This window comes from Streptomyces tailanensis (assembly GCF_008386495.1).
In the GTDB taxonomy this organism is placed as follows: Bacteria; Actinomycetota; Actinomycetes; order Streptomycetales; family Streptomycetaceae; genus Streptomyces; species Streptomyces tailanensis.
The window spans coordinates 107,088-121,828 of the sequence record NZ_VTHJ01000013.1 but is presented as its reverse complement, the minus strand read 5'-3'; the positions used below and the strand labels follow the sequence as shown (position 1 = coordinate 121,828).

The following is a 14,741-nucleotide window of genomic DNA, read 5'->3' as shown; positions in this document are numbered from 1 at the left end:
TGCGACGCTAGTGCAGGGACGTTTCAAGAGGGATGGCAGCGCTTCGGCGGAGCCGGAGCCACACAACGGAGCCGGTAACGGCTCCTCCCCCCAGCACGCCCAGAACCCGGGTCCGGCGGAGATCGGCGACGGCGGTGAGCGCTCCGGGCGCCCCGGCGCGTCCGCTCCTCCCCCGCCGCCCGGGAAGCCCAAGGGCGGCAACAAGGTCGGCTCCAGCGGCCCCGGTTCACGAATAGCTCTCCGCAACTGGCGTATTTCGACCCGTCTCGTGTCGCTGCTCGCGCTCCCCGTGGTGGCGGCGACCTCGCTCGGCGCGCTCCGCATCGGCGACAACGTGGACGACATCCAGCAGCTCGAGAACATGCGGCTGCTGACCGACATGACCAAGCAGGCGACCGAGCTCGCCGACGCGCTCCAGCGGGAGCGCGACCTGTCCGCCGGCCCCCTCGCGCACGGCCTGAACGCCTCCGACTACACGGTCAAGGGCACCCGCCAGAAGACGGACCAGGCCCGGATCCAGTTCCTCGACGCGACCCAGGAAGCCGAGAACGCGAACACCACGGACAAGCTGCCCGGTGTCCGCGACAGCCTCGTCCGCGTCGCGCGCGAGCTGAACAACCTCAACGGCATCCGCGGCAACGCCTACGAGGACGCCAGGAACTCCACGCAGACCGTCGAGGCGTACCACCGTCTGATCACCCAGCTGCTGGGTCTGTCCACGGACATGGCCGAGGCGACCAGCAACCCGGAGATGATCACGCGCACCCGTGCCCTGGCGGCCTTCTCCTCCGCCAAGGAGTACGCCTCCGTCCAGCGCGCGGTCATCGCGGCGGCCCTGCCCGAGACCGACGACGACCCGGGCTCGCTCTCCGAGAACGACCGGCTGTACGCGAACTCGGCCCTGGCGAACGAGCAGTCCGACCGCACCACCTTCTCCGACATCTACGGTGACGGCGCCGAAGAGAAGACCAAGCCGATCGATGACGCGAACCCGACCATCGAGGCCGCCGACGTCTACGCGGACCGCGTACTCGCCAGCAACGGCGGTCTGGCCTCCCAGGACAGGCGCACGTACAAGGACTGGGTCGACGATTCTTCTGCCAAGATCGAGCAGATGAAGAAGATCGAGGGCTCGCTGCTGGAGGAGATGGAGCAGACGGCTCGTCAGCTCCGTAGTGAATCCGAGCAGGAAGCGATCATCTCCGGTGCGCTGATCCTGCTCGTCCTCGGTGTCTCCCTGGTCGGCGCCTTCGTCGTGGCCCGGTCCATGATCCGTTCGCTGCGGCGCCTCCAGGACACCGCGACCAAGGTCGCCCAGGACCGGCTGCCCGAGCTGGTCAAGCAGCTCTCGGAGTCGGACCCGCAGGACGTCGACACCTCCGTCGAGTCGGTCGGTGTGCACTCCCGGGACGAGATCGGCCAGGTGGCCGCGGCCTTCGACGACGTGCACCGCGAGGCGGTCCGCCTCGCCGCCGAGCAGGCCCTGCTGCGGGGCAACGTCAACGCGATGTTCACCAACCTCTCGCGCCGCTCCCAGGGTCTGATCCAGCGCCAGCTGTCGCTCATCTCCGAACTGGAGTCCCGCGAGGCCGACCCCGACCAGCTGTCCTCCCTGTTCAAGCTCGACCACCTCGCCACCCGCATGCGCCGTAACGGTGAGAACCTCCTCGTTCTCGCCGGTGAAGAGCCCGGCCGCCGCTGGACCCGTCCGGTCCCGCTGGTCGACGTGCTCCGTGCCGCGGCGTCCGAGGTGGAGCAGTACGAGCGCATCGAGCTCGCCGCGGTGCCGACCACCGAGGTCGCCGGCCGGGTCGTCAACGACCTCGTGCACCTGCTCGCCGAGCTGCTGGAGAACGCCACGTCGTTCTCCTCACCGCAGACCAAGGTCAAGGTCACCGGTCACGCCCTGCCCGACGGCCGGGTGCTGATCGAGATCCACGACACCGGTATCGGTCTCTCCCCCGAGGACCTCGCCGCGATCAACGAGCGGCTCGCCGCGCCGCCCACCGTGGACGTGTCGGTCTCCCGGCGCATGGGTCTGTTCGTGGTCGGCCGGCTGTCGCAGCGGCACGGCATCCGGATCCAGCTCCGTCCGTCCGACTCGGGCGGTACGACCGCGCTCGTCATGCTTCCCGTCGATGTCGCGCAGGGCAACAAGAAGCCCACCCCGGGCAAGCCCGGCCAGGGCATGCCCTCCACCGGTGGTCCGGCCGCCGCGCAGGCCGCGGCCGGTGCCGCCGCCGCGCGTCGCCAGGCCGGCGGCCAGGCGGGCCCGCCGCTCGGCGGTGGCCCCTCCGGTGGTCCCGGCCGTCTCGGTGCCGTCCCGCAGCGCGGGCAGGTGGGCGCCGGACAGGGCCCGCGGGCCGCGCTGCCCGGCAACCCCAGTGGTCCGGGTGGTTTCGGCAACCCGGGTGGTCCGGGTGGGCCGCAGGGCGGTCCGCCGCCGCAGGGTGGACGGCCGGCCCCCGCCGGTGCCGGCGTCGACATGTTCGGCGGCGGCCAGGCTCCGGGGGCCCCGCAGGGCCTCCAGGCCGCCGGGACCGGTGGCCCCGGCACCTTCGAGAACTTCGACGACTCCGGGCGCCAGGGCGGCTTCGCCGACGGCGGCCAGGGTCAGCGTCCGGGCGGCCCCGGTGACAGCGGTCCCGGCGCCGTGCAGCCCAAGCAGGGCAAGGAACGTTCCGGCAGGCGTCGCCCTCGTCCGCAGCTGCCCGGCCGCGGTGGTCCGCGGGCCGAGCTGCCCGGCGGCAACTCTCCGTCGCGCACGCCGAGCTGGAGCGACGAGAGCGCGCAGCCGCCGGTGCCCCGCGCCTCGCTGGACGCCCCGCGCGGCCACGACGAGCAGCCGGACGTCACCGCGCCGATGCCGCGGATCGACCCCGGCCAGGGCCCGGGCTCCGGCAACGACTTCCCGCGTTCCGCGCCCGCCGGACGTCCTGACTTCGACGCCCAGCGCCCCGGCTCGGACGCCGGGCAGGACGGCACCGGATCGTTCATGCGCTCCGACGTGTACGGCGGGGCCGGTGCCCCGCCGGCGCCCACCGGTCCGTCCCGCGGCGCCTCGCAGGACCCCTCGTCCACCGGCCAGTTCGCGGCGGCGGGCTTCGACGGCTCCGGCACCGGGCAGTTCCCGGCACCGGGCCGGCAGAACCCGCAGGACACCGGGCAGTTCCCGGTTCCCGGCCGCCAGAACCCGCAGGACACCGGGCAGTTCAACGCGCCGGGCCGGCAGAACGGCCAGGACACCGGACAGTTCGGCGCCCCGGCTCGGCAGAACGGCCAGAGCACCGGGCAGTTCGACCTGCCCGGGCGGCAGAGCCCGCAGGACACCGGTCAGTTCGAGCGTCCGCAGGTCAACGGTGAGAACTCCGGCGCGCCCCGGCCGCCGCAGCGCCCGCCGATGCCCCCGCAGCGCCCCGCCACGCGTCCGCAGGAACCGGAGGCTCTGCCCCCGGCCGCGGGTCCGGGCGACGGCCGTACCCCGCTGTACGACACGCTGGAGACCAACTGGTTCCACGGTCAGGGCGGTCAGAACGGCCAGGGCGGCAACCAGCAGGCCCAGCAGCCCGGCGGCGGCAGCGCTCCGCAGCAGCCCGCCCAGGCTCCCCAGGCTCCGGTCGCGCCCCAGCGACCGGCGACCCCCGCCGCGCCGGCATCCCCCACCTGGCGCAGCACACCCAATGACGACCTGGTCCGCCAGGCCGAACGAGTCCGCCAGCCGTCGGCAGGCGGAGTCACCACCTCCGGCCTGCCGCGCCGGGTCCCGCGCGCGAACCTCGTGCCGGGGACGGCTCAGCAGCAACAGCACCAAACCGGTCCGCAGGTCTCGCGTTCGCCTGACGACGTACGCGGCCGGCTGACCAATCTCCGTCGGGGCATCGCGCAGGGTCGACAGGCCGGTACCGGCCAGACCGGCAGCTTCCCGAGCCCCACTCACCAGCAGGAGCGTTAGTTGAGCCAGATGAGCCAGGCGGCACAGAACCTCAACTGGTTGATCACCAACTTCGTGGACAACACCCCCGGGGTGTCCCACACCGTCGTCGTGTCCGCCGACGGACTCCTTCTGGCGATGTCCGAAGGGTTCCCGCGCGACCGGGCCGACCAGCTCGCCGCCGTCGCCTCCGGGCTCACCTCGCTCACGGCCGGGGCGTCCCGGATCTTCGAGGGTGGGGACGTGGCCCAGACGGTGGTGGAGATGGAACGCGGGTTCCTCTTCCTGATGTCCGTCTCGGACGGTTCGTCCCTGGCCGTCCTCGCCCACCCCGAGTGCGACATCGGCCTCGTCGGGTACGAGATGGCGCTGCTCGTCGACCGCGCGGGCGCCGTGCTCACGCCCGACCTGCGCGCCGAACTCCAAGGCAGTCTGCTCCACTGACGCCTGCGGATCCACAGAACTCACCAAATCACCGTCCGGCCGTCACAGACCCCCCACCGGCCCCCGCCAGACGGCTCGACTGACCGACTTGCTGTCCCGCTCGGAGGATCCATGACCCCGCCCACCGCTCCTCACGATCCGTACGCAGAGCCGTACGGAGACGAGGGCGACCAGCCGCTGGTTCGGCCGTACGCCATGACCGGTGGCCGGACGCGGCCGCGTTACCAGCTCGCCCTCGAGGCGCTGATCAGCACGACGGCAGACCCCGCGCACCTGATGGGGCTGCTTCCCGAGCACCAGCGGATCTGCCACCTGTGCCACGAGGTGAAGTCGGTGGCCGAGGTGTCGGCCCTGCTGTCCATGCCGCTCGGTGTGGCCCGGATCCTTGTCGCGGACCTCGCCGAGGCCGGCCTCGTCGCGATCCACCAGCCCGGTGGCGACGAGAACGCCGGTGGCGCGCCGGACGTGACTCTGCTGGAAAGGGTGCTCAGTGGACTTCGCAAGCTCTGAACCGGGACGGACCACCACCTCGGCGAAGATCGTGGTGGCGGGTGGCTTCGGCGTGGGCAAGACCACGTTCGTGGGCGCCGTCTCGGAGATCAACCCGCTGCGCACCGAGGCCGTGATGACCTCCGCCTCGGCCGGCATCGACGATCTGACGCACACCGGGGACAAGACGACCACGACGGTCGCCATGGACTTCGGCCGTATCACCCTGGACCAGGACCTGATCCTGTACCTCTTCGGTACGCCCGGTCAGGACCGCTTCTGGTTCATGTGGGACGACCTGGTGCGCGGCGCCATCGGTGCCGTCGTCCTGGTGGACACCCGCCGGCTCGCCGACTGCTTCCCGGCCGTCGACTACTTCGAGAACAGCGGCCTGCCGTTCGTGATCGCCCTGAACGGCTTCGACGGGCACCAGCCGTACTCCCCCGACGAGGTCCGCGAGGCCCTGCAGATCGGGCCCGACACCCCGATCCTCACGACCGACGCCCGCCACCGCGCGGACGCCAAGTCGGCCCTGATCACCCTCGTCGAGCACGCGCTCATGGCCCGGCTGCGGTAGGGGCGCAACGAACTCAAACACCGCGCCCCGGCCGCTTGGGCCCGAAATACGACCCAAGTCCACAACGCCATACGGCAGTTGTCGTAGATACACCGAAGCCGACTGTGTCCTTTGACACGGTCGGCATCGGTGTTCATAACGTTTCGACAGAGAAATAGGGTGGTACGACCACGCGTCGCGGTCGATCGGTGCCGCTGCGCTCACAAGGGCCCCACTTTTTGCCGGGGCTCGCTCTGTATGACCGATTTATCTGGGACTTACATCACGCGGAATCGTTGCCTCCCAGTGTTTGGAAGTCGTCAGCGTGACGTGCTGGAATGCCTGAACTGCCCATTAGTCAAAGACGTACTAGGGCGTGGAGTCACCCGCGGCACGACGTAGGTGCCGGCGCCGAGAGGTTGTTGGTCGAGTGAGGCGAAGCAAGAAAGGTCCCGAGTCGTCGGCGCGGGGCAACTTCACCCCGCCGCCGCGCGGAGCGGCACCCACACAAGTGACCGGACCGGAGCCGACGGCAGCTCCCGCTCCCAGCGGCAGTCGTCTCTCCCCCCGCAACTGGCGGGTGCCCACCCGTCTGAACGCGATCCTGCTCATACCCGTGCTGGTCGGCCTTGTCATGGGCGGCTTCCAGGTGAAGGGTTCCATCGACACCTGGCAGGAGGCGCGCGACGCCGAGACGGTGGCCAAGATCGTGGCCGCCGCCAGCGAGTACGCCGAGGCCCTTCTCAACGAACGTGACACCTCGGCCGAGCCGCTGTTGCAGGGCGACCGGGACAGCGAGGTCGTCAGGGACGCCCGTGTCCTCACCGACGAGAAGGCCGACGCTTTCCACACGGAGGTCGTCGGAATGCCCGAGGGCCAGGGCCTGGAACGCCGCGTGCGCCTGGTGGAGGCGGCCGAACCGGATCTGGAGAAGATCCGGCAGGCTGCGTACACCCGTGCATCCGACCCGACGACGACCGAGGAGAGCTACGTCGTCCTGGAGCGCCTGCTCATGCAGTTCTCCAACGAGCTGGGACTCGGCACCGACAGTGTCAATGCCTACGGCCGTACGATCTACGCGATCGCCCTCGCCAAGGCCGGCGCCTCCCTGCAGCGCTCCATCGGCATGCACCTGCTGGTCCGGCCCAGCGAGGACCAGGCCGTCTTCCGCAAGCAGGTCATCGCCTTCACCTCGTACGCCTACCTGGAGAACGTCGCCGTCCAGGAATACATCTCCGGCGGCTCGGAGGCCGACGGCGCCCGCCTCGAGTCGGTGATGGCGGCGAAGACCGAAGAGGGCAAGAAGCAGGCAGCGGCCGCCGCCGCCCAGAGCTCCGACTACGTCCCGCCGCCGGACAGCATGGAGAAGATGATCCAGCTGATCGGCAGCGGCGCCTCGCCGGCCGATCTCGCGCAGCAGGGTGTCACCCCGCAGAACTGGATGGCGGCCTCCACCCTGAAGTTCGAGGGCTACAGCGAGGTCGAGACCGAGCTGATCAACCGTGCCGCGGACGAGGCCAGCCAGATCGCCTCCGATGCCCAGCGCGACGCCTACATCAACGGCGCCATCGTCATCGTCGCCCTGCTCGCCGCGTTCATCATCGCCGGGATCATGGCCCGCCAGATGAGCCGCTCGATGCGCCAGCTGCGCAACGCCGCCTTCGGTATCGCCGAGCAGCGGCTGCCGATGCTGGTCGACCAGCTCTCGCGCACCGACCCCGGCCGCGTCGACACCCGGGTCGCCCCGATCCCGATCAACACCACCGACGAGATCGGCGAAGTCGCCCGCGCCTTCGACCAGGTCCACCGCGAGGCCGTCCGGCTCGCCGCCGAACAGGCCCTGCTGCGGGGCAACATCAACGCGATCTTCACCAACCTCTCGCGCCGCAACCAGTCGCTGATCGAGGGCCAGCTGACCCTGATCACCGACCTGGAGAACAACGAGGCCGACCCGGACCAGCTGGAGAACCTCTTCAAGCTGGACCACCTGGCGACCCGTATGCGCCGCAACGGCGAGAACCTCCTGGTCCTCGCGGGCGAGGAGCCCGGCCGCCGCTGGGACCAGCCGGTCCCGCTGGTCGACGTGCTGCGCGCCGCCTCCTCCGAGGTGGAGCAGTACGAGCGCATCGAGCTCTCCGGTGTCCCGGAGGCCGAGATCCACGGCCGCGCCGTGACCGACCTCGTGCACCTGCTCGCCGAGCTCCTGGAGAACGCCACCACGTTCTCCTCCCCCCAGACCAAGGTCCGCGTCACCGCGACCCGTCTCCCCGACGGCCGCGTGATGATCGAGATCCACGACAAGGGCATCGGCCTCACCGCCGAGGACTTCGCGGACATCAACCACAAGCTGGCCAACCCGCCGACCGTGGACGCCGCGATCTCGCAGCGCATGGGTCTGTTCGTGGTCGGCCGGCTGTCCGACCGGCACGGCATCCGCGTCCAGCTGCGCCCCTCGGGCGAGCAGGCCGGTACGACCTCGCTGGTCATGCTCCCGGACGTCATCACCCACGGTGGCGGTGGCGAGCAGCAGCAGCCGCCGCAGGCCGACCAGTTCACGGTCTCGCAGATCATCCCGGAGCAGCAGCACGCGTTCCAGCAGCAGGGCATACCCCCGATGCGGACCGCCGCCGAACTCGGCTTCGACGACAGCCGTTACGAGGTCCCGGACGACATCCGCGAGCTGGACCCCGTGGGCCGCTCCCTGATACGCGAGGAGCGCCGCGCGGCTCTGGAGTCCCAGACGCAGGGCCAGAATCCGCAGCTGTCCGCAGGTGGCGAGGCCCCGCGCTACGGCGACGACTTCCAGGCGCCCGAGCCGTCCTACGACAACGGCGCCACGGCCTTCGTGGACCCGCAGCGGTCGTTCGACCAGCAGACGGCGTACGAGGAGCCGCAGCAGCAGTCGTACGACGAGACGTACTTCCCCCAGGGCGGCACCACGCCGAACGGCAACGGCCGGCTCCCGGGCGGGAACGACGCCTTCGGTGCTACCGGCGGTTACCCCGAGCCCGCGTATGCGGAGTCCCTCCAGGAGGAGCAGGCGCCGACCGCTCCGGAGGCGTACTCGGGCTTCGAAGAGCCGTCCTATCAGGACGACTGGCCGCAGCAGCAGGAGTACCAGAGCTCCTACGGCTCCGAGTACGCTCCGGAACCGGAATCCACGCAGGCCGCTGACGTGACGGAGCCGGACCGCGTAGGCTTCGACCGTCCAGGATCCACCCCCTCCGCCGGCCACGCGCTGACCGACGCAGGCCTGCCCCGTCGCGGTTCCACCGCGGGCGCGGGCGGCCCGAGCGCGGCCGCCGTGAACGGACGGCAGGATGTGGCCCAGGACCAGCCGACGACGGCCGGGGGACCGAACGGCGACTGGCGCTCGACCAACGACGAGCGCTGGCAGCAGGCCTCCCAGCTCAAGAAGCCGAAGGCGGGCGGGGTCACCTCTTCCGGCCTGCCGCGGCGGGTGCCCAAGGCCAACCTGGTCGAGGGCGCCGCGAAGACGACCCCGCAGGGAGGTCCAGCGATCTCCCGCGCTCCCGAGGACGTCCGGGGCAGGCTGAGCAACCTGCGCCGGGGTGTCCAGCGGGGACGCAGCGCGGGCAGTGAAACGAACGGCCAGGGCTTCAGCCCTGATAGCACCTACAACCAGGAGCGTTAGTGTGAGCCCGATGAGCCAGGCGGCGCAGAACCTGAACTGGTTGATCACCAACTTCGTGGACAACACCCCCGGGGTGTCGCACACGGTGGTGGTCTCCGCCGACGGACTCCTTCTGGCGATGTCCGAAGGGTTCCCGCGCGACCGCGCCGACCAGCTGGCGGCCGTAGCGTCGGGTCTTACTTCTCTGACCGCGGGTGCCTCCCGCATTTTCGAGGGTGGCAGCGTCAATCAGACGGTTGTGGAGATGGAGCGGGGATTCCTCTTCATCATGTCCATCTCCGACGGTTCCTCGCTCGCCGTTCTCGCACATCCGGAGGCCGACATTGGCCTCGTTGGGTACGAGATGGCACTTCTGGTGGACCGTGCCGGTACGGTCCTGACGCCCGATCTGCGTGCGGAACTCCAGGGCAGCCTGCTCAACTAACAGACAGACGGTGCGTTTTGGCGTCCCGGGGCCGTAAGGTTTCGGGACGCGGCTTCCAATGAGCCATGGATGCCAGCACAGTCGGAGGAGGAGAGAACGTGGCAACACCCCCAGGCGGTTCATCGTCGGGCAACTGGTCCTACCCTGGCCAGGGGCCGGGCCAGAGTGACCAGAACCGGTACAACTTCCCCTCCGCACCGAGCCGCCAGCAGCCGTACGCACCGCAGGGCCCCGGCCCTTCGCCGTACGACCAGCCGCCGGCGCCGCGCATCCAGCCCGTGCAGCCGCAGCGCCGCGCCCCTGAGCCGTCGCCCGCCGGGGCGTCGCACAACCCCCTGGTGCGCCCGTACGCCATGACGGGCGGCCGCACCAGGCCGCGCTACCAGCTCGCCATCGAGGCGCTGGTGCACACCACCGCGCAGCCGCACCAGATGCAGGGCCAGCTGCCCGAGCATCAGCGGATCTGCAACCTCTGCCGAGAGATCAAGTCGGTCGCCGAAATCTCGGCGCTCCTGACCATCCCCCTCGGTGTGGCCAGGATCCTCGTCGCCGACTTGGCGGAGGCGGGCCTGGTCGCCATCCATCAGCCCGGCGGCGACGAGAGCGCCGGCGGTCAGCCAGACGTGACTTTGCTCGAAAGGGTGCTCAGTGGACTTCGCAAGCTCTAGCGGAGGGCCTTCCCGCTCCACCACGTCCGCGAAGATCGTGGTGGCGGGCGGCTTCGGCGTGGGCAAGACCACGTTCGTCGGCGCCGTCTCGGAGATCAACCCGCTGCGTACCGAGGCCGTCATGACGTCCGCGTCCGCGGGCATCGACGACCTCACCCACACCGGAGACAAGACGACCACCACCGTCGCCATGGACTTCGGCCGTATCACCCTGGACCAGGACCTGATCCTGTACCTGTTCGGCACCCCCGGTCAGGACCGCTTCTGGTTCATGTGGGACGACCTGGTGCGCGGCGCCATCGGCGCGATCGTTCTCGTCGACACGCGTCGTCTCGCCGACTGCTTCCCGGCCGTCGACTACTTCGAGAACAGCGGCCTGCCGTTCGTGATCGCCCTGAACGGCTTCGACGGCCAGCAGCCGTACAACCCGGACGAAGTCCGGGAGGCCCTCCAGATCGGCCCCGACACCCCGATCATCACGACGGACGCGCGGCATCGTGCGGACGCGAAGTCGGCCCTGATCACGCTGGTCGAGCACGCGCTGATGGCCCGCCTGCGGTAGTCGGCTTCTCCCGGGCACCAGATGGGGGCGGCAGCCATTCACCGGCTGCCGCCCCCATCTGCGTCCGCATCAGGGCAGAAGTGGCGCACCGTCCGCTGCAGCGCCCGACTGCCCCGGAATGAGCGGCAGAGGCACAGCAGTTGCCTTGCCCGGTCCGAACATGAGGCTGGAGGGCTGCCGCGTCCGCCGGTCGGAGACCACGATCCCGCCCCGCCATTTGCGGTCCACGTCCTGGTACCGGAACTGGAGCTTCTTCAGCCGGGCCCCGAACTGCTCCCGCAGCGGCTGGTAGGCGTCATCGCAGTGCACATTCCATGTCACGTCGTTCATGTACGTATGGCAGGCGATCGGGAAGAGCAGCGACGAAACGAGCAGATCCGCGAGCTGGAGAAGCGTGTGCGTGTCGCTGTGCCCGAAGACGGGCGACTCGATGACGCCGCGCAGACTGTCGCCACCCGCGCGGTACTTGCGCGTGGTCACGCAGTGCACGTTGGGGGCGTTCTTCACCTTCGTACGGCTGTCGAGCACCATCATGCCGCGTGAGTGCTCATGGGCGAGCTGTGCCTGAAAGGTCTCGGTGAGCGACCCGACAGAGGCCGGATAGACCCCGGACTCGTCAAAGGCCAGGCCTTCCTCCTTCACCCACACACGGGCGAGCACCTTGGCGTCATGCTGTTCCAGTATGTCGAGCACGGAGGCCAGCAACTCCATTGCCGCGCGCCACCATTGATGGTTCCCGGCCCGGAGATTCTTCCGTACGTCCGAGCCCTTGATCTCGTGCTGAATCACATCGGACAGCTGCTCGGCCTTGCGTAACTGCGGCCGGTAGTGCTTCTTCACTTCAAGAAAGTCCCAGGTGAGGTCCTTCACCTGGTGCGGGGAACAGTGAACCCGCCGACGACGAGTACGGGTGGCGCGTCGGGCCGGGCAGGATCGAGCGTCTGCCCATTCCCCGCCTCGTCGATCTAGCAGAGAAGCACCGAACCGAACCTCCCCGGACACGTCTGTGGCCGCCCCCGAAGGGACGGCCACAGGGTCTGCGCAGCCATATGCGCGATATTTTGTGTGCTGCTCCGCATCGTGCCAACGCCGCGGTGGCCTGGTCAAGCCGGGCATCACCGTGGGTTGATATCGATCACTCTTCGTGGCTTGAATCGTGCGCTCAGATCACCCCAGCCTGCCCGGCGCTTCACGCGAGGAGACCGCCCGTGCCCGGCTCGGCCTGCGGCCACACGAGGCTGCCCACACTGCCGGGGCGCATGGAGATGAGCTGGGCGGCCCGCTCGGGGTTGCGCAGCGACATGCGGAATCCGCCGTCAAGGGCGGTTACTTGGGCGCTTCCATCGTCGTGGGCGAGGCCCCAGGCGGCGACGTGGGCATCACGGTCGCCGTCCTCGGTGAGGTACTCCTCGACCACGGCGAAGAGGCGGGGAGCGGTGGCGTTGACGAGGTCGTGGATCTCGGCGGTGAAGGCGTCGGGACGGTCGGGTGTCGGGAGGCCCGGGGATACGGTGGTCATGGCAATTCTCCTGCCCGTCAAGGGAGTTGCTTTAGTAGAGCTATGGAAGTTATCCCATAGTTCTATGCGTTAGATTCTATAGGGTCTACACGGTTCACCCGTGTGGGGGACGTGCACCACTCCCGCACACGCGGGGAGAGGAGAGGGCAGTGGCAGCGAGTGGCCCACCCACGCTGAGGCAGCGACGCCTGGGAACCGAACTGCGCAAGCTCCGCGAGCGGGCCGGCCTGAGTTCTACGGCGGGTGCCGCGCACATCGGCGTGCAGCAGGCGCGGATGAGCATGATGGAGGCCGGGCGGCACGGCGTCAGCGACGATCGCGTACGCACGCTGGCCCTCGCCTACTCCTGCGACGACAACGACCTGGTCGAGGCGCTGGCCACGATGACCGGGCGTCGCGGCCGGGGCTGGTGGGACGAGTACCGAGAACTACTCCCGCCCTCACTCGTCGAGGTTGCAGAGTTCGAGGCCGATGCCATCGAGATGCGGGTGGGCGTGGTCGTCACCATGCCAGGCCTGGTTCAGACCCTCGACCATGCGCGCGCGGCTTTCCAGCAGAGCGTTCCCGCGCTGCCACCCCACGAGATCGAGCACCGCGTCTCGTTCCGCATCAAGCGTCAAGCGATCCTGTTCGCGGCGCGGCCGCTCCCCTACACCACGATCGTCCATGAGGCCGCCCTGCGAATCCGGGCGGGCTCCCCTGACGTGATGCGCGAGCAGCTTCTGTACCTGAACGAGATGGGCGAGCGCGACAACATCCGTATCCTCGTCGTCCCCTTCGAGCAGGTCCATTTTCCGGCCTCGGGGCAGCCCATCAGTTATGCGTCAGGACCTGTCCCGCAGCTGGACACAGTCCTCCTCGACTCCGACCACGGCTGCGAATTCCTTGACGCTGAAGCCCAGTTGCATCGGTACCGCTCCGTACTCGACCGCATGGAGGAGTGCGCGCTCACGCCCCAGAAGAGCCGCGACTTCATCCGCCGCCTTGCCAAGGACTTGTGAGGGATACCTGTGCACGCCTACATCTGGCAGAAGTCCTCGTACAGCACCGAGGGCGCGAACTGCCTCAACCTCGCCGCCGCCCCCGACGACACCCTCCGCCTGCGCGAGAGTGACGACCCTGGCCGAATACTGACCGTGAACCGAGAAGGACTCTCCGCGCTGCTGACGGCCGTCAAAACCGACCGCCTTCCGGCAACGGCACTCAGCTGACCTCGCCCGCGCTTTCTCGGTCCGTGTGGTTGCACTGAGGCGTAGGCCGGTATGGTCCGGACAAGCATCACGAATGTGACGGGGAAGAGGTGATCACGATGGCGTACTCCACGCATATGGCCGCGGCGCTCTCCGGCGCCACCGTGAACCAGCTCAGATCGTGGCGGATCAACCGCGGCGCCAAGGGCCAGTTCCTGATGCCCGAACTGGGCACTCGCCCCCGCGCCGCGTACTCCTTCCGTGACGTACTGGCTCTGCGTACCTGCGTACGACTGCGGCAGGACTTCTCCCTCCAGAAGATCCGCACGGCGATCGGTACGCTCCGCGGCCTGGGAGAGACGGCCCACCTGGCGTCGTACCAACTGGTCACGGATGGCTCCAGCATCGTCCTGTATGACGACGAACACCCCACCGACCTCCTGGACCGTCCGGGGCAGCGCGTGGTGGCAACCCTGACCGACATCCTTGAACCCTTCGCTCCCCGGCCTGGCGTAGTGGTGCCACACCTGCTGCACCCGACGACGCACGTTGCCGTGGATCCGGCCAACCAGGGGGGCCATCCGGTGATCACAGGTACGCGCGTGCCGTACGAAGCAGTGGCGGAGCTCCTCGAAGACGGTGTCCCGCTGGAACGAATCCCGGACTACTACCCGGCGGTGACGGTGGACGCTGCCCGTGACGCAGCCGGGTTCGCCCGCTACGTCGACAGCTACCTCCCGAGCGGAAGCCGCGCCTCCTGATGCGCCTTCTCGTCGACGAGAACACAGCGGTGCGGCTCCTGGTCCCTCTTCGATACGTCCTGCCCCAGCACCAGGTCGACCACGTGACTGAAGTGAAGTGGTCGGGCAAGAAGGATGTTCAGCTCCTCTTGGACGCAGCCCACAAGGGATACGACGTCCTGTTGACGAAGGACGGACGCCAGCTCGAAGACCCTGACGAGACGGACTCGATCAAGAAGGCCGGCATCCATCACATCCGGTACTCGCAGAAGGAAAGCGGCGTCGGCGGGCTGGCGCTGGCCGTAGGGGCGATCATCGCCGCCATGCCTTTCGTGATGCGAGAACTTGATGCCGCTGACGGCCAACGACTCGTCCACATTCGAGGCCTGAGCCCGGTACCGAGCCAACGCTTCGAATCGATGGACCCCCGCCAGAACCCACCACGCTACTGGCGTTGACCGGAGCGGCGTTGTTTGAGCCCCATGGCCGTACGGTGACGATATGGGCGGTGCCGAATCGGACCGAAGCAGTTCGAGACCTTCGACCTGGACACTCGGGTTACC

Annotated in this window: 14 protein-coding genes; 12 read left to right on the top strand and 2 right to left on the bottom strand. The window is 69.1% G+C overall.

Annotated features, from left to right (window positions below; translation table 11 throughout):
• The first annotated feature begins 10 nt into the window (after nucleotides 1-10).
• The 8 genes from F3T56_RS13300 to F3T56_RS13265 all read left to right on the top strand — a co-directional run bounded on the left by F3T56_RS13300 (nucleotide 11) and on the right by F3T56_RS13265 (nucleotide 10,729).
• Nucleotides 11-3,952 carry a sensor histidine kinase gene (locus F3T56_RS13300; protein WP_149825352.1) on the top strand — a complete coding sequence of 1,314 codons (3,942 nt, stop codon included), beginning with the start codon at nucleotides 11-13 and terminating at the stop codon, nucleotides 3,950-3,952.
• A gap of 9 nt (nucleotides 3,953-3,961) precedes the next feature.
• Complete coding sequence (locus F3T56_RS13295; RefSeq protein ID WP_005479910.1) at nucleotides 3,962-4,375, top strand: roadblock/LC7 domain-containing protein; 414 nt, start codon at nucleotides 3,962-3,964, stop codon at nucleotides 4,373-4,375.
• A gap of 111 nt (nucleotides 4,376-4,486) precedes the next feature.
• Nucleotides 4,487-4,885 carry a DUF742 domain-containing protein gene (locus F3T56_RS13290; protein ID WP_009314205.1) on the top strand — a complete coding sequence of 133 codons (399 nt, stop codon included), beginning with the start codon at nucleotides 4,487-4,489 and terminating at the stop codon, nucleotides 4,883-4,885.
• Nucleotides 4,866-5,441, top strand: a complete 576-nt coding sequence (locus F3T56_RS13285) for a GTP-binding protein (RefSeq protein WP_149825350.1) — start codon at nucleotides 4,866-4,868, stop codon at nucleotides 5,439-5,441. Before F3T56_RS13290 ends, F3T56_RS13285 begins: the two co-directional genes overlap by 20 nt.
• A gap of 409 nt (nucleotides 5,442-5,850) precedes the next feature.
• Entirely contained in the window at nucleotides 5,851-9,075 is a 3,225-nt protein-coding gene (locus F3T56_RS13280; protein WP_172638924.1) for a sensor histidine kinase, read from the top strand.
• Between the two features lie 10 nt (nucleotides 9,076-9,085).
• Nucleotides 9,086-9,499, top strand: coding sequence for a roadblock/LC7 domain-containing protein (locus F3T56_RS13275; protein WP_033321188.1), 414 nt, complete (start codon nucleotides 9,086-9,088; stop codon nucleotides 9,497-9,499).
• A gap of 98 nt (nucleotides 9,500-9,597) precedes the next feature.
• Complete coding sequence (locus tag F3T56_RS13270) at nucleotides 9,598-10,167, top strand: DUF742 domain-containing protein (RefSeq protein WP_149825348.1); 570 nt, start codon at nucleotides 9,598-9,600, stop codon at nucleotides 10,165-10,167.
• Nucleotides 10,148-10,729, top strand: a complete 582-nt coding sequence (locus F3T56_RS13265; RefSeq protein ID WP_009314218.1) for a GTP-binding protein — start codon at nucleotides 10,148-10,150, stop codon at nucleotides 10,727-10,729. The genes F3T56_RS13270 and F3T56_RS13265 overlap by 20 nt, the downstream gene beginning before the upstream one ends.
• Nucleotides 10,730-10,798: 69 nt before the next feature.
• Here F3T56_RS13265 and F3T56_RS13260 read toward each other — a convergent pair whose 3' ends face one another.
• Both F3T56_RS13260 and F3T56_RS13255 read right to left on the bottom strand, forming a co-directional pair.
• A complete protein-coding gene (locus tag F3T56_RS13260; protein WP_246203601.1) occupies nucleotides 10,799-11,599 on the bottom strand; it encodes a DUF3800 domain-containing protein in 801 nt (266 codons plus the stop codon).
• Between the two features lie 319 nt (nucleotides 11,600-11,918).
• On the bottom strand, nucleotides 11,919-12,248 hold the full coding sequence (locus tag F3T56_RS13255) for a hypothetical protein (protein ID WP_149825346.1): 330 nt from the start codon (nucleotides 12,246-12,248) through the stop codon (nucleotides 11,919-11,921).
• A 149-nt stretch (nucleotides 12,249-12,397) separates the two neighbouring features.
• On the opposite strand from F3T56_RS13255, the gene F3T56_RS13250 reads away from it, so the two are divergent.
• The 4 genes from F3T56_RS13250 (at nucleotide 12,398) to F3T56_RS13235 (ending at nucleotide 14,636) form a co-directional block, all read left to right on the top strand.
• Complete coding sequence (locus F3T56_RS13250; RefSeq protein ID WP_149825344.1) at nucleotides 12,398-13,249, top strand: helix-turn-helix domain-containing protein; 852 nt, start codon at nucleotides 12,398-12,400, stop codon at nucleotides 13,247-13,249.
• 9 nt (nucleotides 13,250-13,258) lie between these two features.
• The gene (locus F3T56_RS13245; RefSeq protein ID WP_149825342.1) at nucleotides 13,259-13,459 is read left to right on the top strand and encodes a DUF397 domain-containing protein; all 201 of its coding nucleotides are present in this window, start codon (nucleotides 13,259-13,261) and stop codon (nucleotides 13,457-13,459) included.
• A gap of 98 nt (nucleotides 13,460-13,557) precedes the next feature.
• Nucleotides 13,558-14,199 carry a DUF433 domain-containing protein gene (locus F3T56_RS13240; protein WP_172638923.1) on the top strand — a complete coding sequence of 214 codons (642 nt, stop codon included), beginning with the start codon at nucleotides 13,558-13,560 and terminating at the stop codon, nucleotides 14,197-14,199.
• The gene (locus F3T56_RS13235; protein ID WP_149825341.1) at nucleotides 14,199-14,636 is read left to right on the top strand and encodes a PIN-like domain-containing protein; all 438 of its coding nucleotides are present in this window, start codon (nucleotides 14,199-14,201) and stop codon (nucleotides 14,634-14,636) included. The genes F3T56_RS13240 and F3T56_RS13235 overlap by 1 nt, the downstream gene beginning before the upstream one ends.
• Nucleotides 14,637-14,741 lie beyond the last annotated feature (105 nt).